Source organism: Citrobacter sp. GW821-FHT07H02 (genome assembly GCF_059418505.1).
Genome location: NZ_JBWKPZ010000014.1, coordinates 1 through 19,479 on the forward strand (window position 1 = coordinate 1; position 19,479 = coordinate 19,479).

Here is a 19,479-nt window from a genome sequence, read left to right on the forward strand (position 1 = left end):
GTGGCGGACTCAGCCCGGAACAGTTTGAAAACCAGAACCTCGCTTAGGGCCGTGTCCACATTACGTGGGTAGGATCAACGAACTGGTACGGTTCAATGTGCGGATTTTGACGGCCTGCGGCTGCTTTTGCCATTGATTGATAATATGTTCCGTCGCTTCCGATGAGAGCGTTGTGGCGATCACCAGTTCGTCTGCGGAGGCGACGCTGGCGTACAAGAAACAACCTAATAGCACTCTTTGTAAAACGTAAATCATTTCGGAGTATAACCCTGATAAGCTTATGATGTTTTTTTTTGTTTTCTGGCTGCTTTATTATCGGACAACGACTACAGGTAAAATATGTGACTGCTCTCAAAATTATAAAATAATAGATAATGAACTCATTTTTTTGTATTGAACCTTATATTGCACATTATTGATTAAGCTGTTGTGATAATCCAGTATGTAAACGCATTATGGGAAATAATTGGCATATGTGGATTTCTTTTTTGAGTTATTTTTGACTCATTATTGGCATATTGTACTTTGCACCGCCTTTCTTCATTATCAGCATGGCCATTGAACTTGGTTATGGTCGGTTAATGTCAAATGTGAAAATTAATGCTGGCAGTCAGAAAAATAACTGAGAGTTTCTGAAGTGATTTCTATCGAACGGCATTTTGTATTTTCACATAAAGCAAGTGTTATCTATGTTAACCCTATGAAAATAGGAAGGTGATCTATGCTCTCTTTATTAAAGCCAAAAGTGGCCACACATAAAGTGCCGGATAACGAAATTAAAAATACCTATAATCGTTATCGTATGCAGGCGCTTTTTAGCGTATTTATCGGCTATCTCTCTTATTATATTGTCAGAAATAACTTCGTACTTTCCACACCCTATCTAAAACAGGAATTGAATCTGTCCGCCACGCAAATCGGCCTACTTAGTAGTTGTATGCTGATAGCTTATGGTATTAGTAAAGGTATTATGAGTAGTCTGGCGGATAAGGCAAATCCCAAAGTTTATATGGCAGTGGGGTTGGTACTTTGTGCGTTGGTTAACTTAGCGCTCGGTTTCAGTTTTGCCTTCTGGATGTTTGCTGGGTTAGTCATACTGAATGGCTTCTTTCAGGGGATGGGGGTCGGCCCATCGTTTATCACCATCGCTAACTGGTTCCCGCGTAAAGAGCGCGGTATTGTCGGCGCGGTCTGGAATATTTCTCACAACGTCGGTGGTGGTATTGTTGCACCCATTGTCGGTTGTGCTTTCGCGCTGGTAGGGACAGAGCACTGGAAAATCGCTACTTACGTTGTTCCCGCCGTGGTTGCTGTTGTGATGTCGGCAGTTGTATTGATGTCAGGGAAAGGCTCTCCAGTTAGCGAAGGTTTACCACCTTTGAGCACTATTGTTCCGGATGATGTCACCGTCAAAGCAAAAGATGATCGCGCACCAGAAGATATGAGTTCATGGCAGATTTTTTGTACTTACGTGCTTAAAAACAAAAATGCCTGGTTTGTTTCCTTTGTCGATGTTTTCGTTTATATGGTTCGTTTCGGTATTATCAGCTGGTTACCGATTTACCTATTAAGCGTTAAGCATTTCACCAAAGCGGAAATGAGTACTGCATTTCTGATTTTTGAATGGGCAGCGATCCCTACTACGCTGTTGGCGGGTTGGTTGAGCGATAAGCTGTTCCGTGGTCGTCGTATGCCGCCAGCTATCATCAGCATGGTTTTAATATTTTTCTGCCTGCTGGGTTACTGGAAGAGTGACTCTTTACTGAGTATTACTATTTTCGCTGCCTGTGTCGGTTGTCTTATTTATGTACCACAGTTCCTGGCATCAGTGCAGACGATGGAGATTGTTCCAGGTTTCGCAGTCGGTTCCGCCGTCGGCTTGCGTGGTTTTATGAGTTATATCCTTGGCGCATCGTTGGGAACGAGTCTGTTTGGCGTCATGGTTGATCACGTAGGTTGGGATGGGGGTTTTTACCTACTGCTTGTCGGCGTCATATTTTGCATCATTTTTTGCGTTCTAACGCACTTCGGCGCTCTGGAGCTGGAACGTCAGCGGCAGAATGAAGGTGAACGCACTGACCTTAAGGATCTTCAGCCCGAGAGAAACTAACTCTTAATGAGGTTTGCTCAATATGTAAACCTCGCTATTTCTTTTATCCTTATTCAAGAGGGAATAATGATGTTGAAGAAGATCGGTCTTTTTTCGTTGGCCCTGCTATCCGCATCTTTCGCATCAGCGGAAGATCATGCGTTGAATGCGACAGAGTTATCACGTTTTCCCATTGAGGAGGCACGTCAGGGCGTTGCAGTCGATGCCAGCTATATTTACGCCATTGATGACAAAACTATTGCCAAGTACCCGAAAAAGGGCGGTAGCAACCCCCTTTCTGTATGGCATGGGAAGGAAGGCGATAATATCAAACACTTCAACTCCTGTTACGCGCAAGACAACGTTTTATATTGTTCGCACTCCAACTATTCCAGCAGGCCGGTGTTAAGCTCAATGGAAATGTTTAGTACCAACGATATGTCTCACGTTGGCAATCACAGCTTTGGTTTTATGGGATTCAACTACGGTTCAGTAACCTGGGTTTTTCCTTATCGCGGTTACTGGTGGGCCGGATTCGCCAACTATGACGAAAAAGGAACCGAGGCTGGGAAAGATCATAACTATACGGCGCTGGTCAAATTTGATAACGAAGGTCGCGTACTGGAGAGTTGGGCTTTTCCATCGAACGTTTTGGAAAAAATGGCGCCGAAAAGTAGCTCCGGCGGCGGTTGGGGTCCTGACGGCCTGTTATACGTTACGGGTCACGACGCCAAAGAACTCTATGTTTTGCGGCTGCCGGAAACTGGTTCAATACTGGAGTACGTGACTACCATCAACGTGCCATTTGAAGGGCAGGCCTGGGCCTGGGATCGTAGCTCACCAGAGCGGATTATTTATGGCATCACACGCAACAGCAAAGAAGTGATCGTAAGTAAAATACCCAGTATTCCCGCGGAGTTGCTAAAACCGCAAAAGTTAGTGAAGTCCGTAGACGCAATGAAGTGATGGATTGAGATAGTGCATTGGTTTGCCGATATTATGGCAAACCAATGCCGATAAGGTTAGTCCGTAAACCTTCAAGTTCGAACATAGCTTAACCCGCGTTTGGTTGAGTTACGCTTCGCGGGAAGACAGGGCCAGCGTGTTTCTGTCTTTCGACGGCACGTCTTTCTTCAGCGCTACCGCGAGTGCGGGTTGGGCGATAAACCGCTCCCACAATCTTTCTTGTTTACGCTCACAGAACCACTTCGACCAGGTCGCCAGTGGGATAAACGTACTCTCTCCGATATTGTCGCAAATCACCGGGATCACCTCTGATTCGCTGATGCGATGACACAGAATATTCTGCGGCTTCAGGGTCATGGTGACAATACGGTTGTCACGCAAATAGCGTTTGAGTTTTTTCAGGAGTTGACGCAAGACAACGGCGTCTTCTTCATAGCGGCACTGGGCAGCAAACTCCGTCAACGTGACGGATGGTTTGCCGTCAAAGTCGGCGATGACATCGTAGACGTAACCTGTGCCACAATCGGTTTCCACCGTACCGTAATAGCGCGGAATACCGCTCCAGTCTTTCAGGTGGCGTGACAGGTGCGCGTAGTATTTCAGCTCGCGTCGGGTTTCTTTATCGCCGCCATCCCCATTGTGGTAGACGACTTTAATACAACGCTGGGCATCATCCGGATGCGCATAACATTTACGATGTCTTCCGGTGCCCAGTGGGATCTGTTGGGATAAACGTATCATGAGATCTCTGGAAATGTTTGCTGACATAAATCCAGTATGACCTTCCAACTTAAATGAATCCTAAACGATCAGTCTTAAGGTTTTCTTAATATTGTTATAGGGCAAAAAAGAGCACTAAATGTACAAATAATGTCTGAATGTAACAGTAAATAGGGGAGGGCACTACGAAGGAGATGAACATCGCAGGTTTGCCGAAGGGGGCGAACCGTATCCGTGTGTATACAGGCAGTCCAGCCCGGTAAGCTTATACATACCGGGCGGGACGGTGTTTTTCGGGAGATATGACGCTATTGCAGAGGAACGCCTGGTTAGTCTTCGTCGAATCCTGAATTGAACAGCGCGATGACTGCCGCCAGCGCTTCTACTTCCTGGGGGCCGGTGGCTTCGATTTCGATCTGGCGTCCTTTCGCTGAGTCCAGCATCAGGAGTGCAATCACGCTGTTTGCCTCAGCCTCAGTCCCTTCATCATTGCGTAATAATACTTCAGCTTCAAAACCCTGCATTAATTCAAAGAGTTTCATTGCTGGCCGGGCATGCATACCCAGCTTATTCGTGACTTCAACAGTCTGCTTCACGGTCATGTTTTGCGTTTTTCCAGCGTACGATGGCGTGACTGCACGTTCTTGCCGCGAGAACGGAAGTAGTCTGCCAGCTGCTCTGCAATATACACCGAACGGTGTTTCCCGCCAGTACAACCAATGGCTACGGTGAGGTAGCTGCGGTTGTTTGTCTCCAGCATCGGTAACCATAGCTCAAGATAGCTGCGAGTCTGATAAATAAAATTGTGTACTTCTGTGTGCCGGTCGAGGAATGCGGCAACCGGTTTATCCAGGCCCGTCATTGGGCGCAGTTTCGGGTCCCAGTGCGGGTTAGGCAGGAAACGTACGTCAAACACATAATCCGCATCAATCGGAATACCGTGCTTGAAGCCGAAAGACTCGAAGACCATCGTCAGTTCGCGTTCACGTTTACCCAGCAGACGAGTTCGTAACATCTCTGCCAGTTCATGCACCGACATTTCGGACGTATCAACAATCAGATCTGCACGGGAACGTAAGGGTTCCAGCAAATCACTCTCTTCATCAATGGCGCTTTCCAGTGACAGATTCTTGCTGGACAGCGGGTGCAGGCGGCGCGTGTCGCTGTAACGGCGAATTAGCGTGTTGCGATCGGCATCGAGAAACAACAACTGAGGGGAGAAGGCATCCGGCAGGTTGTTCATTGCCTGCTCGAAAATCTCCGGCGATTCCGGCATGTTGCGCACATCGATGCTGACGGCCGCAGAAATCTGGCGATCGGCCAGTGTTCGGGCCAGATCGGGCAACAGCACTACGGGAAGGTTATCCACGCAGTAAAAACCCATATCTTCCAGCGCACGCAGGGCGACAGACTTACCTGACCCTGAACGACCGCTGACGATCATCAGTACCATGTACCGTTTCTCCTCACAACGACATAAAGAGATGCCATTGGGTTGTTATGCTTCATCCTGTTCACCTTCGGTGTCAGTGATGATTTTATAGAGTTCTTCGTCACTTTGGGCTGAACGCAGGCGGCGGCAGATGGTTTTATCCGCCAGACGTTTCGCCACCAAAGACAGCGTATGCAAATGCGTTTTGGTTTGGTCGGCGGGAACAAGCAGGGCGAAAAGCAGATCGACAGGCTGATTATCTATGGCGTCGAAAGCAATAGGCGTTTCGAGTTGTACGAACACGCCGACAGCGCGTAACGTATCTTCTTCCAGCTTCCCGTGTGGGATTGCAATGCCATTACCAATCCCTGTACTGCCCATTTTTTCACGCGTCAGAATGGCTTCAAAAACCACCTGAGAGGGTAGGCTTAGCTGTTTTGCCGCCAGTTCGCTGATGATTTCCAGCGCGCGTTTTTTACTTTGGCAGTGGACACCACTGCGCGTACATTCCTGGTTAAGTACACTGCTCAGTTGTAGAGTCGAATCGTTATTTATCATAATTTCACCTAAGAACCTGCCCCATCCAACTAACGGGTCAGATTCGGAGCGCTAACTGTACAAATGGCCTGTTGTGCTTCACAACAGGCCGTCCTGCACCCGTTAACTGCCCGGACAATTAGTGTTGTTTCAGTTTGTCTTTATGTTTCGTTAATTGCCGGGCCAGTTTATCAATCAATCCGTCAATAGCGGCATACATATCCTGACCTTCGGCACTGGCATGAATCTCGCCGCCGTTCACATGTAGTGTCGCATCCGAGGTGTGGGTCACTTTCTCCACTTTCAACACAATGTAGACCTGATTTATCCGGTCAAAATACTGTTCAAGCTTAGCGAACTTGCCTGAAATAAACTCGCGCAAAGCTTCAGTAATTTCGACGTTATTTCCAGTGATGTTGAGCTGCATAGTGTCTTCCTTATCGGTTGGGTCAAACCAGTTGTTTGCGCTGGTTAGACGGCGGAATGGATAAAGACTCTCGGTACTTCGCAACGGTACGGCGCGCCACCATGATACCTTGTTCTGACAGCATAGAGGTTAACTTGCTGTCGCTCAGTGGTTTCGCGGGGTTTTCCGCAGCAATTAACTTCTTCACCAGCGCCCGTATTGCCGTGGACGAGGCTTCGCCGCCGCCTTCGGTATTGACGTGGCTGGAAAAGAAATATTTCAGTTCAAAAATTCCACGCGGGCTGTGCAGATACTTCTGCGTGGTCACACGGGAAATTGTCGACTCATGCATTTCGACGGCCTGGGCGATATCCGCCAGCACCATCGGTTTCATAAACTCTTCGCCCTGCTCAAAAAAGGCTTGTTGCTGCTCAACGATACAGCGGCTGACGCGCAGCAATGTATCGTTACGGCTTTCCAGACTTTTGATCAACCACTTCGCATCCTGAAGATTGCTACGGATAAACTGGCTGTCAGCATCGTTACGCGCGCCATTGCACATGGCGGCATAGTGCTGATTGATCTGCAAACGAGGGATGCTGTCGCTGTTCAGTTCCACCGTCCAGTGATCGTTATGTTTACGGACCAGCACATCAGGGATCACGTATTCAGGCTCGCCTGTCTGGATCGACTGTCCGGGTCTGGGATCGAGCGACTGAATAAGATTGACCGCTTCTTTGAGCACCTCTTCCTTCAGGCGAGTGACGCGCATCAATGAACGAAAATCGTGATTGGCCAGCAGATCAAGGTGATCGCTGATGATCAGGCGAGCCTCTTGCAGCCAGGGCGTCGCGGTGTCGAATTGCGAGAGTTGGATCAGCAAACAGTCGCGAAGATCTTTTGCTGCCACTCCGACAGGATCAAAACGCTGAATGCGTTTAAGCACGGCTTCAACTTCATCAAGGTCGATCTCTTCGTCACCCATGCTCTCGAGGATGTCATCCAGCGAGACGGTGAGATAGCCGGTTTCGTCTACCGCATCGACGATCGACGTAGCGATCGCCCGGTCAGTGTCCGAGAACGGCGTAAGTTCCACCTGCCACATCAGGTAATCCTGTAGCGACTGCGTGGTTTCACCCTGATAGACCGGCAGCTCATCGTCGATATAGTCGCCGCTGGTGCCGGACGGCGTTCCTGCGGTGTAGATTTCATCCCAACTGGCATCAAGCGGCAGCTCTTCCGGCATCTCTTTTTGTTCGAGTGCGTCTGCGGTGTCCAGGGTTTCGCTGTCCTGAGTTTCCTGGGTGTCGATTTCTTCGTGAAGATCGGTTTGCTCGAGCAGTGGATTACTTTCCAGCGCTTGCTGAAGTTCTTGCTGAAGTTCCAGCGTGGACAACTGCAACAGACGGATAGCCTGTTGTAGTTGAGGCGTCATGGCCAGTTGTTGGCTGAGCCTGAGTTGCAAACCTTGCTTCATGTTCAGAGTGATTTTCTCCCGCTATGACGTCGCAATCTTCTACCCTATCAGAGTCTGAAGTCTTCCCCAAGGTATACACGTTTAACGTGATCGTCTTGCAGGATTTCAGTCGGTGTACCGTGCGCGATGAGGTGTCCCTGACTCACGATATACGCGCGTTCACAGACCGCCAGCGTTTCACGGACGTTATGGTCGGTGATCAATACGCCGAGTCCGCTGTCGCGCAGATGCTCAATGATGCGTTTAATATCGATAACGGAAATGGGGTCAACACCCGCAAAAGGTTCATCCAGCAGGATAAATTTAGGGTTTGCCGCCAGCGCACGGGCGATTTCCACACGACGGCGTTCACCACCGGAGAGCGACTGCCCCAGGTTGTCACGCAGGTGCTCGATGTGAAATTCTTCCATCAGCTCATTGGCTCTGTCTTCGCGCTGTTCGTTCGACAGATCGTCACGGATTTGCAACACCGCCATCAGGTTATCAAATACGCTCAGGCGACGGAAAATGGAGGCTTCCTGCGGCAGATAGCCAATGCCGCGGCGCGCACGCGCATGCAGCGGCAGCAGGCTGATATCTTCGTCATCAATAATGATGTTGCCTGCATCGCGCGACACGATGCCCACAACCATATAAAAGGTCGTGGTTTTACCCGCGCCGTTCGGGCCGAGAAGACCCACGATCTCCCCGGAGTTGACGGTAAGACTGACATCTTCCACCACCCGGCGGCCCTTATAGGCCTTTGCAAGATTCTTTGCAGTTAATGTTGCCATAACGAATTAGTTACCCTTCTTCTGTGCCGGGGCCTGGCCTTTGTTTTTGTCTTGCAGTTGCGACGGAACCAGAACCGTGGTCACACGTTTGCCTTTTTCACTAAAGGCCTGCATTTTTTGCTCTTTCACCAGATAGGTGATTTTGTCGCCGGTAATGTTGCTGTCGAGCTGTTCCAGGTAGGCGTTTCCGGTGAGGATGACGAAATCTTTTGCCAGCTCATAATGCATTTTCGAGGCGCGGCCTTTTACCGGCTTACCGTTGTCCTGCATCTGATAGAAGGTGGCAGGGTTGCCGAAGCCATCAATCACCTCTTTGCCATCTTCACCGCCCGGACGGGTAACGACCACTTTATCAGCATTAATTTTGATGGTGCCCTGGGTGACAATGACGTTACCGGTGAAGGTGACGACATTGCCCTGCATGTCCAGGGACTGCTGGTCCGATTCAATATGAATCGGCTGCTCGGTATCGCCCGTGACGGCGAACGCAGGAATGCTGGCGGCCAGAAGTGAGCTGGCAAGCACAAGATTAAGGCTGAGTTTGTTTTTTTGGAATTTCATAGGAGGTTCTAACCTTTTCAATCAGCTCGGCGTTCTTGCTGCGTAAGTTGCCGCGCATTTTCAGTCCGCTGGAGTTAAATGTTGTTCCGTATAACGTCACGAGATCGTCAGAGGTAACATCCTGCGTTACCAGATTGATCTTCGCGTTATCGGTCGTAATTCTGCGTAGTTGAGAGTCAGGCACCAACGCGTTGACTTCAACGTGGCCGTAGAGATACAGCATCCGGTCATCGGTCAATTTGGCTTTGTCGGCCTTAATCGACCAGGTCGGGACTTTATCCTTATCAAAGGTAGTTAACACCGGGCGGGTAAACCACGAAACCGCCTGATCTGAATAGTATTCAACATGTTGAGCAATGAGGCGATAGTTCAGCGCCCCCTCAGGACTGTATACGACGCTATCCGTATGCTCACTTTTATAAGTTGGGTCGCTGTTATTCACGACAACTTGGGGCGCATCGTCTTTATCGGCCAGATTGATACCGATAAGCACCAGAATGGCCAACGACAGCACAATGATAACCCAACGTCTGGTTTTACTCATATCGATTGCCCTTTGGCCTCATCCAGTTTGCCTTGTGCCAATAATAATAAATCGCAAACCTCCCGCACGGCGCCGCGACCTCCGTCAATACGCGTCACGTAATCGGCACGTGGAATCAACAATGGGTGAGCGTCCGCCACAGCAACGCTCAGTCCCACTTTTTCCATCACCGGCCAGTCGATCAGATCATCACCGACGTAGGCGACGTTTTCTGGCGCCACGCCCAGTTTATTCAGCAGATCGGCAAACGCGACCAGCTTGTCTGACTGACCCTGATAAAGATGCGTGATCCCAAGTGTGGCACAGCGATCTTCTACAAGTTTAGCTTTTCGTCCGGTAATAATGGCAACCTCAATACCGGAAGTGAGTGCGCAACGAATACCGTAGCCATCACGGACGTTGAAGGCCTTCAGCTCTTCACCGTTATTGCCCATATAAATCAGACCGTCAGACAGTACGCCATCCACATCGAGGATGAGAAGACGGATGTTTTCCGCCCTGGCGATAACCTGAGTGCTGACGGGTCCATAACAGGTCGCAAGCGACGCACCTGCTGTACTCATTTTTATTATCCTTGAGTTTCTACACTACGCCTGCACGCAGGAGATCATGCATATGTAACACACCGAGTAACTGGTCGCCATCGGCAACCAACACCGAGGTAATATGGCGGGATTGCATCAAATTCAGAGCATCAACGGCGAGAATGCCTGGACGTACGCGAATGCCCCCAGGCGTCATAACATCGGCAATCCCTAACTGGCGAACATCACCGCCCATATCAAAGACGCGGCGTAAATCACCATCCGTGAAGATACCGTTAATCTTCATATCGTCATCGCAAATGACGGTCATCCCAAGATTCTTACGCGTGATTTCCAACAGCGCATCACGCAGGCTGGCGTCCTTTTTCACATGCGGGATTTCGTCACCCGTATGCATGATATCGTTAACGCGTAGCAAAAGTTTACGTCCAAGTGCCCCGCCCGGATGGGATAGCGCGAAGTCTTCTGCGGTGAATCCACGGGCTTTTAATAAGGCGACGGCTAGCGCGTCCCCCATCACCAATGTGGCGGTGGTGCTGCTGGTTGGTGCCAGACCCAGAGGGCAGGCTTCCCGGGGCACTTTAACACACAGATGCACATCTGCGGCACGCGCCATGCTGCTTTCTGGTCGGCTGGTAATACAGATGAGCGGGACATGCAGGCGCTTGAGTACGGGAATCAACGCTGTGATTTCACTCGATTCGCCGGAGTTTGAAATGGCAATAACCACATCCTGCGGTGACACCATGCCGAGATCGCCGTGGGCTGCTTCACCAGGATGAACAAAAAATGACGGCGTACCGGTACTGGCAAACGTTGCCGCCATTTTGCGCCCAATGTGTCCTGATTTCCCCATTCCCATCACGACGACTTTGCCCGAGCACCAGAACATTTTTTCACACGCAAGGGTGAAATTCTGGTTGATGTACTGGCCTAACTCGGCCAGGCCTTCACGTTCAATTTCCAGGACTTCTTTGCCTGCTAGCTGAAAGTCAAAACCCGGTTGCAACTCTAAGTGAGACATAATCCGTTTCCAGTTACCCAACGAGAAGTGGCGATATCCAGTACAGCATCGCCAGCCATATGATAAAACCGCCAGTCAACAATACGCCCGCGCCCCGACCAATTCGGCGCGAACGATGCCAGCAGAGTAATGCAAAAATAATGCTGACCAGCAGCATGACGCCGTAGTCACGCCCAAAGGCTAAAAGGTTAACGCCACCCGGTGCTATCAGCGCCGGTAACCCCAAAACGATCACGATATTAAAAATATTAGCGCCGATGATGTTGCCGACGGCAATATCGTTTTCCCCTTTACGCACACCCGCGATAGCGGTCGCCAGCTCAGGCAAGCTGGTGCCGATGGCCACCACCGTTAACCCGATAGTCAGCTCGCTCATGGCAAAATAATTGGCCAGTACAGTCGCGTTATCAACCACCATACGGGTTGCCATCGGCATAATAATCAGGGCGATGCCGAGCCACAAAAATGCAACGGGCAATCCGCCTTCGCGCGGTAGTTCTGCAACCTGTTCGCGGGTAAGGCTGTCATTACCCTGACTGTCGGCCAGACGGGCGATTTTAACAATGAATAGCAGCCATAGCACAGCCAGAAGTAGGAGAAAGATCCCATCACTGCGACTGAGTTGCCCATCGTGCAGGACATAACCTGCCAGAACGCTGACGAATAACATTAATGGCAATTCACGACGCAGAACATCAGAATGCACGGTAAAAGGGTGAAATAACGCGGCCAGGCCTAAGATCAACAGAATATTGGTAATATTTGAACCCATTGCCGTACCGACAGCGAGATCGAGTTGTCCATGCAGCGATGCGGCAACCGACACGATAATTTCCGGTAACGAGGTCCCGATACTGACCACCGTCATCCCGATGACGAGCGGAGGGACACCCAACATTCGACATAGAATGGACGCGGCAAACACCAGGCGATCGGCACTGTAGACGACCAGAAGTAAACCAATAATTAACAGCGCCGTTGCTAAAAGCATCTAAAGTCCTTTCTTCAGGTATACTCGCCGGTCCACGGGAGAGATTGCCCGGAGGCCGTAACGAGTCCTTAATTTTGACTTTATGCGGCTAAAAAGTAAAACAAATGCCAGCTTTAGCTAACCGGGGCGGGTAATATTCTGTAAATATGTTGGGTTCATGGTGAAATTCAACGCCATGATGAGATCAACAAAGTAATACGAAGGATGAATCAATGGGTCAGTCTGTGGCGAATTTAGTCGATATGCGCGACGTCAGCTTTACCCGGGGCGATCGTTGTATTTTCGATAATATTTCCCTGACGGTGCCACGTGGAAAGGTCACAGCGATCATGGGGCCGTCGGGCATCGGTAAAACCACGCTGTTACGCTTGATCGGTGGGCAGATCGCGCCTGACAAAGGAGAGATTCTGTTTGATGGCGAGAATGTTCCCGCCATGTCCCGTTCACGGCTATACACTGTACGTAAGCGTATGAGCATGCTGTTTCAGTCAGGGGCGCTGTTCACTGACATGAATGTGTTTGATAACGTGGCCTATCCGCTGCGTGAGCATACGCATTTACCCGCGGCTTTACTCAAAAGTACCGTCATGATGAAACTTGAGGCCGTTGGGCTACGCGGTGCCGCAAAATTAATGCCTTCTGAACTTTCTGGCGGGATGGCGCGACGGGCGGCGTTAGCGCGTGCTATTGCTCTGGAGCCGGATCTCATCATGTTTGATGAACCGTTCGTTGGTCAGGACCCTATCACCATGGGCGTGCTGGTAAAGCTGATTTCAGAACTGAACAGCTCACTGGGCGTGACCTGCGTAGTGGTCTCTCACGATGTCCCCGAAGTGCTGAGTATTGCGGATCACGCCTTTATCATGGCGGATAAAAAAATTGTGGCTCATGGCAGTGCTCAGGCGCTGCAAGACAACGCAGACCCGCGCGTACGCCAGTTCCTTGACGGTATCGCCGACGGACCCGTTCCGTTCCGCTACCCCGCGGGCGACTATCACACCGATTTACTCGAAACAGGGAGTTAAGCCACTCATGCTGTTAAATGCGCTGGCATCACTCGGACACAGAGGGATCAAAACTCTCAGGACGTTCGGGCGGGCCGGGTTAATGTTATTCAATGCGGTGGTTGGTAAGCCGGAGTTTCGCAAGCATGCGCCGTTACTGATTCGTCAGCTCTATAATGTGGGTGTCTTGTCGATGCTTATCATTATTGTGTCTGGCGTGTTCATTGGCATGGTGCTGGGACTGCAGGGCTATCTGGTTCTGACGACGTACAGTGCGGAAACCAGTCTCGGTATGCTGGTGGCGCTGTCGTTGCTGCGTGAACTGGGGCCGGTTGTTGCGGCGCTGTTGTTTGCCGGGCGCGCCGGCTCTGCCTTAACCGCAGAGATTGGTCTTATGCGTGCGACCGAGCAGCTTTCCAGTATGGAAATGATGGCGGTCGATCCATTGCGCCGGGTGATTTCCCCGCGCTTCTGGGCTGGCGTTATTTCGTTGCCGTTGCTCACCATTATTTTTGTGGCGGTGGGTATCTGGGGCGGATCGCTGGTTGGCGTAAGCTGGAAAGGTATCGATGCTGGTTTCTTCTGGTCGGCGATGCAAAACGCTGTCGACTGGCGTCTGGACCTTGTGAACTGTTTGATTAAGAGCGTGGTGTTTGCCATTACGGTAACGTGGATTGCACTGTTCAATGGATATGACGCGATCCCGACTTCTGCCGGGATTAGCCGGGCAACGACACGCACCGTTGTGCACGCGTCTCTGGCCGTTCTCGGTCTGGATTTTGTGCTGACCGCACTGATGTTTGGGAATTGAGTTCATGCAAACGAAAAAAAATGAAATTTGGGTGGGGATCTTCTTGTTGGTTGCGCTGCTGGCGGCGTTCTTTATCTGCCTGAAAGCGGCGAACGTGACCTCCATGCGTACGGAGCCGACCTACACGGTTTATGCGACTTTCGATAACATTGGCGGACTGAGAGAACGCTCTCCTGTTCGTATTGGCGGCGTGGTTGTGGGACGGGTTTCAGACATCTCGTTAGATCCGAAAACCTATCTGCCACGCGTTACGCTGGATATCGAAGAGCGTTATAACCAAATTCCTGATACCAGTTCCCTGAGCATCCGTACTTCCGGTCTGCTTGGTGAGCAATATCTGGCCCTGAACGTCGGTTTCGACGATCCAGAGTTGGGAACGTCTATGCTCAAGGATGGCAGCACCATTCAGGACACCAAATCGGCAATGGTTCTGGAAGATATGATTGGTCAGTTCCTTTACAACAGCAACAGTAAAGGTGATGAGAATAAGAATTCTGGCGATGCGCCTGGCGCAACGGAAGGCAATAATGATGCTACTGGGCCTGCGGGCGCAACGAAATAATCTCAGGAGAATCGACGTATGTTTAAACGATTAATGATGGTAGCGATGCTGGTGATTGCACCACTGAGCGCTGCAACGGCGGCTGACCAGACCAACCCGTACAAACAGATGGACGAAGCGGCGCAAAAAACTTTTAGCCGTCTTAAAAATGAACAGCCCAAAATCCGGGCTAACCCGGATTACCTGCGTGATGTCGTTGATCAGGAACTGCTGCCGTATGTACAGGTGAAATACGCAGGCGCTCTGGTTCTGGGGCGTTACTACAAAGATGCTACTCCGGCACAACGCGATGCCTATTTCGTCGCCTTTCGTGAATACCTGAAACAGGCTTATGGTCAGGCTTTGGCGATGTACCATGGTCAGACTTACCAGATTGCGCCGGAACAACCGCTGGGCGATGCAACCATCGTACCGATTCGCGTCACCATCAATGATCCGAACGGCCGTCCTCCGGTTCGCCTGGACTTTCAGTGGCGTAAAAACACGCAAACCGGTCACTGGCAGGCCTATGACATGATCGCGGAAGGCGTCAGCATGATCACCACTAAACAGAATGAGTGGAGCGACCTGCTGCGTACCAAAGGCATTGATGGCCTGACCGCACAGTTGAAATCCATTGCTCAACAAAAAATCACACTGGAAGAGAAAAAATAATGACGCAGTCACTCAGCTGGACGCGTGAAGGTGAAAAGCTGGCGTTAGCGGGTGAACTGGATCAGGACGTGCTAAACCCGTTATGGGATGTACGTGTGGAGGTCATGAAAGGTGTCACCTGCATCGATCTGAGCCAGGTTTCCCGGGTAGATTCGGGAGGGCTGGCGTTACTGGTCCATCTCATTAATCAGGCAAAACGGCAGGGTAATACCGTTTCGCTTAGCGGTGTAGACGAAAAAGTTTATACGCTGGCGGAGCTTTACAATTTGCCCAACGACGTGCTGCCACGCTAATTTTTTCAGTACGTTACTATCGAAAGCCCCGATCGTCTTCGCATCGGGGCTTTTTGCTTATTTAAGACAGCGCCACTTTGCTCTAAGATGTTGGGCTGTTTTCACTATTTGACGAATAAAGAGCCCATGGAAAATCATGAAATTCAGAGCGTGCTGATGAACGCACTCTCCCTCCAGGAAGTCCACGTCTCTGGCGATGGCAGTCACTTTCAGGTTATCGCCGTGGGTGAGATGTTTGACGGTATGAGCCGGGTCAAGAAACAGCAATCGGTCTATGGTCCGTTGATGGAATACATTGCGGACAACCGCATCCATGCCGTGTCGATCAAAACGTTTACGCCTGCTGAGTGGGCACGCGATCGCAAACTTAACGGTTTTTGAGCTACGGGTGACTCACCGGTAGCGAGTATGAATTCTTAACAGAGAACAGAATAATGGATAAATTTCGTGTTCAGGGGCCGACCACGCTCCAGGGCGAAGTCACAATTTCAGGCGCTAAAAATGCCGCACTGCCGATCCTCTTCGCCGCATTGCTGGCTGAAGAGCCGGTAGAAATTCAGAACGTCCCTAAACTGAAAGACGTTGATACGTCAATGAAGCTGCTGAGCCAGCTGGGTGCAAAAGTTGAACGCAATGGCTCTGTGCACATTGATGCCAGTGATGTGAACGTTTTCTGCGCCCCTTATGACCTGGTGAAAACCATGCGTGCATCCATCTGGGCACTTGGCCCGCTGGTGGCGCGTTTTGGTCAGGGCCAGGTTTCTCTGCCGGGTGGTTGCACCATCGGCGCGCGTCCGGTAGACCTGCACATCACGGGTCTGGAGCAACTGGGCGCCACCATCAAGCTGGAAGAAGGGTACGTTAAAGCATCTGTGGAAGGGCGCCTGAAAGGCGCGCATATCGTGATGGATAAAGTCAGCGTTGGCGCGACGGTCACTATCATGTGTGCCGCTACGCTGGCAGAAGGCACCACCATTATCGAAAACGCCGCTCGTGAACCTGAAATTGTCGATACCGCGAACTTCCTGATTGCGATGGGTGCAAAGGTCAGCGGGCATGGCACTGATCGTATCACCATCGAAGGCGTTGAGCGTTTGGGCGGCGGCGTCTACCGCGTTCTGCCTGACCGTATTGAAACCGGTACGTTCCTGGTGGCTGCGGCCATTTCTCGCGGCAAAATCGTCTGCCGTAACGCGCAGCCAGACACCCTGGACGCCGTTCTGGCAAAACTGCGCGATGCTGGCGCGGACATTGAAGTTGGCGCTGACTGGATCAGTCTCGACATGCACGGCAAACGCCCGAAAGCGGTCAATGTGCGTACTGCGCCGCATCCGGCGTTCCCGACCGATATGCAGGCACAGTTCACTCTGCTGAACCTGGTAGCGGAAGGGACTGGATTCATCACCGAAACCGTTTTTGAAAACCGCTTTATGCACGTCCCTGAATTGAGTCGTATGGGCGCGCATGCAGAAATCGAAAGCAACACGGTGATCTGCCATGGCGTTGAAAAACTCTCTGGCGCGCAGGTAATGGCGACGGATCTGCGGGCATCTGCGAGCCTGGTGCTGGCGGGTTGTATTGCGGAAGGCACCACGGTGGTGGATCGCATTTATCACATCGATCGCGGCTATGAGCGCATTGAAGATAAACTGCGTGCGCTGGGTGCGAACATTGAGCGTGTGAAAGGCGAATAATCGTCTTCTGCTTCGGTAATCCCCATTTATTACACAAGATGGGGATTACCGTTTCCCTTCACTCTACGACCTTTTTCTCTCTGCGAGCGCGCATCAGTCGTGTTCTGTCGATAAATTCGTGTGTCTGCGAATCATGATATCGTGATGGCCAAATCACCCAGGGATCCGTTCCTAGTGCTTGTGCAATAATCAATTCACCTTTAGGCCACGGGCGGGTTAAGGCATTCGCTAAGGTAGAAGAACTGAGCCCATTTTTGCGTGATTCCGCAGCCATAGATGTCCCTTTTTTACGTAATCCAGCAATAATATCGGCTGGATGCCAGTCAATGAGTTTGCTCTCCATCAATCCCTCACTCCTTTGGTCAGTCACTTGCGGTTGGAAAAATCAGCAGGTGATCGACACTATACTCCCGGAGAACGAATGTTCTAAAATGTTCATGTAATGGTGGTGAATATTCAGAATATATCAAGGAAAAATAGCGGTTGAATCAAGGGTGGTAGAGGTGTTTTTAGATATTTTATGGAACGTATATGAATCATCCCGTGCATGGCACGGGATGAGAAAAGGGGATTAACGATCGCGTTGCACTGCAATGTGCGCCAGGCCAATTAATGCCTCGCGCCATGGGGTGTCAGGTAGAACCTGAAGGGCTTCGATCGCTTTGTCAGCTTCTTCTTCAGCACGCTGACGTGTCCACTCCAGTGACCCGCAGGCGGTCATTGCTTCCAGAACAGGTTCCAGAAGGTGTCGGCCATTACCTTGTTCAATGGCATTACGGATCATCTGCGCTTGCTCTGGGGTGCCATTACGCATGGCATGCAGCAGAGGTAACGTCGGTTTACCCTCGTTAAGGTCGTCACCCACGTTTTTACCTAACTGCTCGCCATCTGCACTGTAATCCAGTAAATCGTCAATCAACTGGAAAGCGGTGCCGAGATAGCGGCCATAATCCTGCAACCCTTTTTCCTGTTCGTCGCTACAACCCGCCAGGATACCTGAACATTGCGCCGCCGCTTCAAACAGTCGCGCCGTTTTGCTGTAGATGACGCGCATATAGTTTTCTTCGGTGATGTCAGGATCGTTCACGTTCATTAGCTGCAGGACTTCACCTTCTGCAATAACGTTGACGGCGGAAGACATCACCTCCAGCACTTTCAGCGAACCAAGGCTGGTCATCATCTGGAAGGCGCGGGTATAGATAAAGTCACCCACCAATACGCTGGCTGCATTGCCAAAAGCCGCATTCGCCGTTGCCTTCCCACGGCGCATATCTGATTCATCCACAACATCATCATGAAGCAGGGTTGCTGTGTGGATAAACTCGATTAAGGCCGCAATCGTGACGTGTTTTTTCTCCTCGTAACCAACGGCGCGTGCAGCGAGGACGGCGATCATCGGGCGGATGCGTTTTCCACCGCCACTCACGATGTAATACCCTAACTGATTGATCAGTTGGACGTCGGAATTGAGCTGTTCAAGGATTGTCGCATTGACACCCGCCATATCTTGCGCGGTTAACTCATTGATTTTTTCTAAATTCATCGCAAAAGCCGGGCTTATCGCCCCGATTACCTCACAGTGCAACAAGGTAACTTAGGGTTTAGGGTTAGGAATATATGCTGATTGTACTGAAAAAACGCCATAGATAAACGTTACCGTACGTGTTGTGTTTTTTTTCTTCATGTATTGATGCTAGCTCTTGTCAAAGGCTCGCGTTTTGCGTAATATTCGCGCCCTATTGTGAATATTTATAGCGCACTCTGAATCATTGAAAGGTGTGCGCGGAAGCGGAGTTTTTTATGTACGCGGTTTTCCAAAGTGGTGGTAAACAACACCGAGTAAGCGAAGGTCAGACCGTTCGCCTGGAAAAGCTGGACATCGCAACTGGCGAATCTATCGAGTTCGCTGAAGTTCTGATGATCGCAAACGGTGAAGAAGTCAAAATCGGCGTTCCTTTCGTTGATGGCGGCGTAATCAAAGCTGAAGTTGTTGCTCATGGTCGTGGCGAGAAAATTAAAATCGTTAAGTTTCGTCGCCGTAAACACTACCGTAAGCAGCAGGGCCATCGTCAGTGGTTCACTGATGTGAAAATCACTGGCATCAGCGCTTAAGTTAAGGGGAGCAGATTAAATGGCACATAAAAAGGCTGGCGGCTCGACTCGTAACGGTCGCGATTCAGAAGCTAAACGTCTGGGCGTAAAACGCTTCGGCGGCGAAACAGTTCTGGCTGGTAGCATCATCGTTCGTCAACGTGGTACTAAATTCCACGCTGGTTCTAACGTTGGTTGCGGCAAAGACCACACTCTGTTTGCCAAAGCAGACGGTAAAGTGAAATTTGAAGTGAAAGGCCCGAAAAACCGTAAATTCATCAGCATCGTTGCTGAATAAATTTTTC

26 protein-coding genes are annotated in these 19,479 nt (G+C 50.5%); 11 read left to right on the plus strand and 15 right to left on the minus strand.

Annotated elements, in window-relative coordinates:
* Positions 1 to 60 precede the first annotated feature (60 nt).
* On the minus strand, positions 61 to 255 hold the full coding sequence (locus AC07NP_RS14380) for a hypothetical protein (RefSeq protein WP_494660885.1): 195 nt from the start codon (positions 253 to 255) through the stop codon (positions 61 to 63).
* Positions 256 to 721: 466 nt separating this feature from the next.
* On the opposite strand from AC07NP_RS14380, the gene pgtP reads away from it, so the two are divergent.
* Both pgtP and AC07NP_RS14390 read left to right on the plus strand, forming a co-directional pair.
* Positions 722 to 2,110 carry a phosphoglycerate transporter PgtP gene (gene pgtP / locus AC07NP_RS14385; protein WP_494660886.1) on the plus strand — a complete coding sequence of 463 codons (1,389 nt, stop codon included), beginning with the start codon at positions 722 to 724 and terminating at the stop codon, positions 2,108 to 2,110.
* Between the two features lie 66 nt (positions 2,111 to 2,176).
* Positions 2,177 to 3,055: a hypothetical protein gene (locus AC07NP_RS14390; protein WP_494660887.1), complete on the plus strand. Its 879-nt coding sequence runs from the start codon at positions 2,177 to 2,179 to the stop codon at positions 3,053 to 3,055.
* 108 nt (positions 3,056 to 3,163) lie between these two features.
* On the opposite strand, the gene yrbL is transcribed toward AC07NP_RS14390, so the two are convergent.
* The 12 genes from yrbL to AC07NP_RS14450 form a co-directional block, all read right to left on the minus strand.
* The gene (gene yrbL, locus AC07NP_RS14395; RefSeq protein ID WP_203359829.1) at positions 3,164 to 3,796 is read right to left on the minus strand and encodes a PhoP regulatory network protein YrbL; all 633 of its coding nucleotides are present in this window, start codon (positions 3,794 to 3,796) and stop codon (positions 3,164 to 3,166) included.
* 308 nt (positions 3,797 to 4,104) lie between these two features.
* Positions 4,105 to 4,377, minus strand: coding sequence for a PTS phosphocarrier protein NPr (gene npr / locus AC07NP_RS14400; RefSeq protein ID WP_012135339.1), 273 nt, complete (start codon positions 4,375 to 4,377; stop codon positions 4,105 to 4,107).
* A complete protein-coding gene (gene rapZ / locus AC07NP_RS14405; RefSeq protein WP_162379338.1) occupies positions 4,374 to 5,228 on the minus strand; it encodes an RNase adapter RapZ in 855 nt (284 codons plus the stop codon). Before rapZ ends, npr begins: the two co-directional genes overlap by 4 nt.
* 45 nt (positions 5,229 to 5,273) lie before the next feature.
* Entirely contained in the window at positions 5,274 to 5,765 is a 492-nt protein-coding gene (gene ptsN, locus AC07NP_RS14410; protein ID WP_162379339.1) for a PTS IIA-like nitrogen regulatory protein PtsN, read from the minus strand.
* A gap of 118 nt (positions 5,766 to 5,883) precedes the next feature.
* Entirely contained in the window at positions 5,884 to 6,171 is a 288-nt protein-coding gene (gene hpf / locus AC07NP_RS14415; RefSeq protein WP_192613636.1) for a ribosome hibernation promoting factor, read from the minus strand.
* Positions 6,172 to 6,193: 22 nt separating this feature from the next.
* Complete coding sequence (gene rpoN, locus AC07NP_RS14420; protein ID WP_301702413.1) at positions 6,194 to 7,627, minus strand: RNA polymerase factor sigma-54; 1,434 nt, start codon at positions 7,625 to 7,627, stop codon at positions 6,194 to 6,196.
* A gap of 47 nt (positions 7,628 to 7,674) precedes the next feature.
* Entirely contained in the window at positions 7,675 to 8,400 is a 726-nt protein-coding gene (gene lptB / locus AC07NP_RS14425; RefSeq protein ID WP_203359831.1) for an LPS export ABC transporter ATP-binding protein, read from the minus strand.
* A gap of 6 nt (positions 8,401 to 8,406) precedes the next feature.
* Positions 8,407 to 8,961, minus strand: coding sequence for a lipopolysaccharide ABC transporter substrate-binding protein LptA (gene lptA, locus AC07NP_RS14430; protein ID WP_203359832.1), 555 nt, complete (start codon positions 8,959 to 8,961; stop codon positions 8,407 to 8,409).
* Positions 8,930 to 9,505 (minus strand): LPS export ABC transporter periplasmic protein LptC, encoded by a 576-nt coding sequence (gene lptC, locus AC07NP_RS14435; RefSeq protein ID WP_203359833.1) that lies wholly within the window; start codon positions 9,503 to 9,505, stop codon positions 8,930 to 8,932. The genes lptA and lptC overlap by 32 nt, the downstream gene beginning before the upstream one ends.
* The gene (gene kdsC / locus AC07NP_RS14440) at positions 9,502 to 10,068 is read right to left on the minus strand and encodes a 3-deoxy-manno-octulosonate-8-phosphatase KdsC (protein ID WP_192613631.1); all 567 of its coding nucleotides are present in this window, start codon (positions 10,066 to 10,068) and stop codon (positions 9,502 to 9,504) included. The genes lptC and kdsC overlap by 4 nt, the downstream gene beginning before the upstream one ends.
* Positions 10,069 to 10,087: 19 nt before the next feature.
* Positions 10,088 to 11,074, minus strand: coding sequence for an arabinose-5-phosphate isomerase KdsD (gene kdsD, locus AC07NP_RS14445; RefSeq protein WP_203359834.1), 987 nt, complete (start codon positions 11,072 to 11,074; stop codon positions 10,088 to 10,090).
* 13 nt (positions 11,075 to 11,087) lie between these two features.
* On the minus strand, positions 11,088 to 12,065 hold the full coding sequence (locus tag AC07NP_RS14450; RefSeq protein WP_203359835.1) for a calcium/sodium antiporter: 978 nt from the start codon (positions 12,063 to 12,065) through the stop codon (positions 11,088 to 11,090).
* Between the two features lie 212 nt (positions 12,066 to 12,277).
* Between AC07NP_RS14450 and mlaF the strand changes: the two genes are divergently transcribed.
* The 7 genes from mlaF to murA all read left to right on the plus strand — a co-directional run bounded on the left by mlaF (position 12,278) and on the right by murA (position 17,083).
* The gene (gene mlaF, locus AC07NP_RS14455) at positions 12,278 to 13,090 is read left to right on the plus strand and encodes a phospholipid ABC transporter ATP-binding protein MlaF (RefSeq protein WP_192613628.1); all 813 of its coding nucleotides are present in this window, start codon (positions 12,278 to 12,280) and stop codon (positions 13,088 to 13,090) included.
* A gap of 7 nt (positions 13,091 to 13,097) precedes the next feature.
* On the plus strand, positions 13,098 to 13,880 hold the full coding sequence (gene mlaE / locus AC07NP_RS14460) for a lipid asymmetry maintenance ABC transporter permease subunit MlaE (protein WP_045448070.1): 783 nt from the start codon (positions 13,098 to 13,100) through the stop codon (positions 13,878 to 13,880).
* Between the two features lie 4 nt (positions 13,881 to 13,884).
* The gene (mlaD, locus tag AC07NP_RS14465; protein ID WP_203359837.1) at positions 13,885 to 14,442 is read left to right on the plus strand and encodes an outer membrane lipid asymmetry maintenance protein MlaD; all 558 of its coding nucleotides are present in this window, start codon (positions 13,885 to 13,887) and stop codon (positions 14,440 to 14,442) included.
* A gap of 18 nt (positions 14,443 to 14,460) precedes the next feature.
* Entirely contained in the window at positions 14,461 to 15,096 is a 636-nt protein-coding gene (gene mlaC, locus AC07NP_RS14470; protein WP_494660888.1) for a phospholipid-binding protein MlaC, read from the plus strand.
* Positions 15,096 to 15,389: a lipid asymmetry maintenance protein MlaB gene (mlaB, locus tag AC07NP_RS14475; protein WP_203359839.1), complete on the plus strand. Its 294-nt coding sequence runs from the start codon at positions 15,096 to 15,098 to the stop codon at positions 15,387 to 15,389. The genes mlaC and mlaB overlap by 1 nt, the downstream gene beginning before the upstream one ends.
* A 126-nt stretch (positions 15,390 to 15,515) precedes the next feature.
* Positions 15,516 to 15,770, plus strand: coding sequence for a BolA family iron metabolism protein IbaG (ibaG, locus tag AC07NP_RS14480; RefSeq protein ID WP_192613625.1), 255 nt, complete (start codon positions 15,516 to 15,518; stop codon positions 15,768 to 15,770).
* 53 nt (positions 15,771 to 15,823) lie between these two features.
* Positions 15,824 to 17,083 carry a UDP-N-acetylglucosamine 1-carboxyvinyltransferase gene (gene murA / locus AC07NP_RS14485; RefSeq protein WP_203359840.1) on the plus strand — a complete coding sequence of 420 codons (1,260 nt, stop codon included), beginning with the start codon at positions 15,824 to 15,826 and terminating at the stop codon, positions 17,081 to 17,083.
* Positions 17,084 to 17,141: 58 nt separating this feature from the next.
* On the opposite strand, the gene sfsB is transcribed toward murA, so the two are convergent.
* On the minus strand, positions 17,142 to 17,426 hold the full coding sequence (sfsB, locus tag AC07NP_RS14490) for a DNA-binding transcriptional regulator SfsB (protein ID WP_203359841.1): 285 nt from the start codon (positions 17,424 to 17,426) through the stop codon (positions 17,142 to 17,144).
* A 228-nt stretch (positions 17,427 to 17,654) separates the two neighbouring features.
* A complete protein-coding gene (ispB, locus tag AC07NP_RS14495; protein ID WP_192613622.1) occupies positions 17,655 to 18,626 on the minus strand; it encodes an octaprenyl diphosphate synthase in 972 nt (323 codons plus the stop codon).
* Positions 18,627 to 18,883: 257 nt separating this feature from the next.
* Here ispB and rplU point away from each other — a divergent pair, with 257 nt between their 5' ends.
* Complete coding sequence (gene rplU, locus AC07NP_RS14500; RefSeq protein ID WP_203359842.1) at positions 18,884 to 19,195, plus strand: 50S ribosomal protein L21; 312 nt, start codon at positions 18,884 to 18,886, stop codon at positions 19,193 to 19,195.
* 19 nt (positions 19,196 to 19,214) lie between these two features.
* Positions 19,215 to 19,472, plus strand: coding sequence for a 50S ribosomal protein L27 (gene rpmA, locus AC07NP_RS14505; protein ID WP_003025030.1), 258 nt, complete (start codon positions 19,215 to 19,217; stop codon positions 19,470 to 19,472).
* The last annotated feature ends 7 nt before the right edge of the window (positions 19,473 to 19,479 follow it).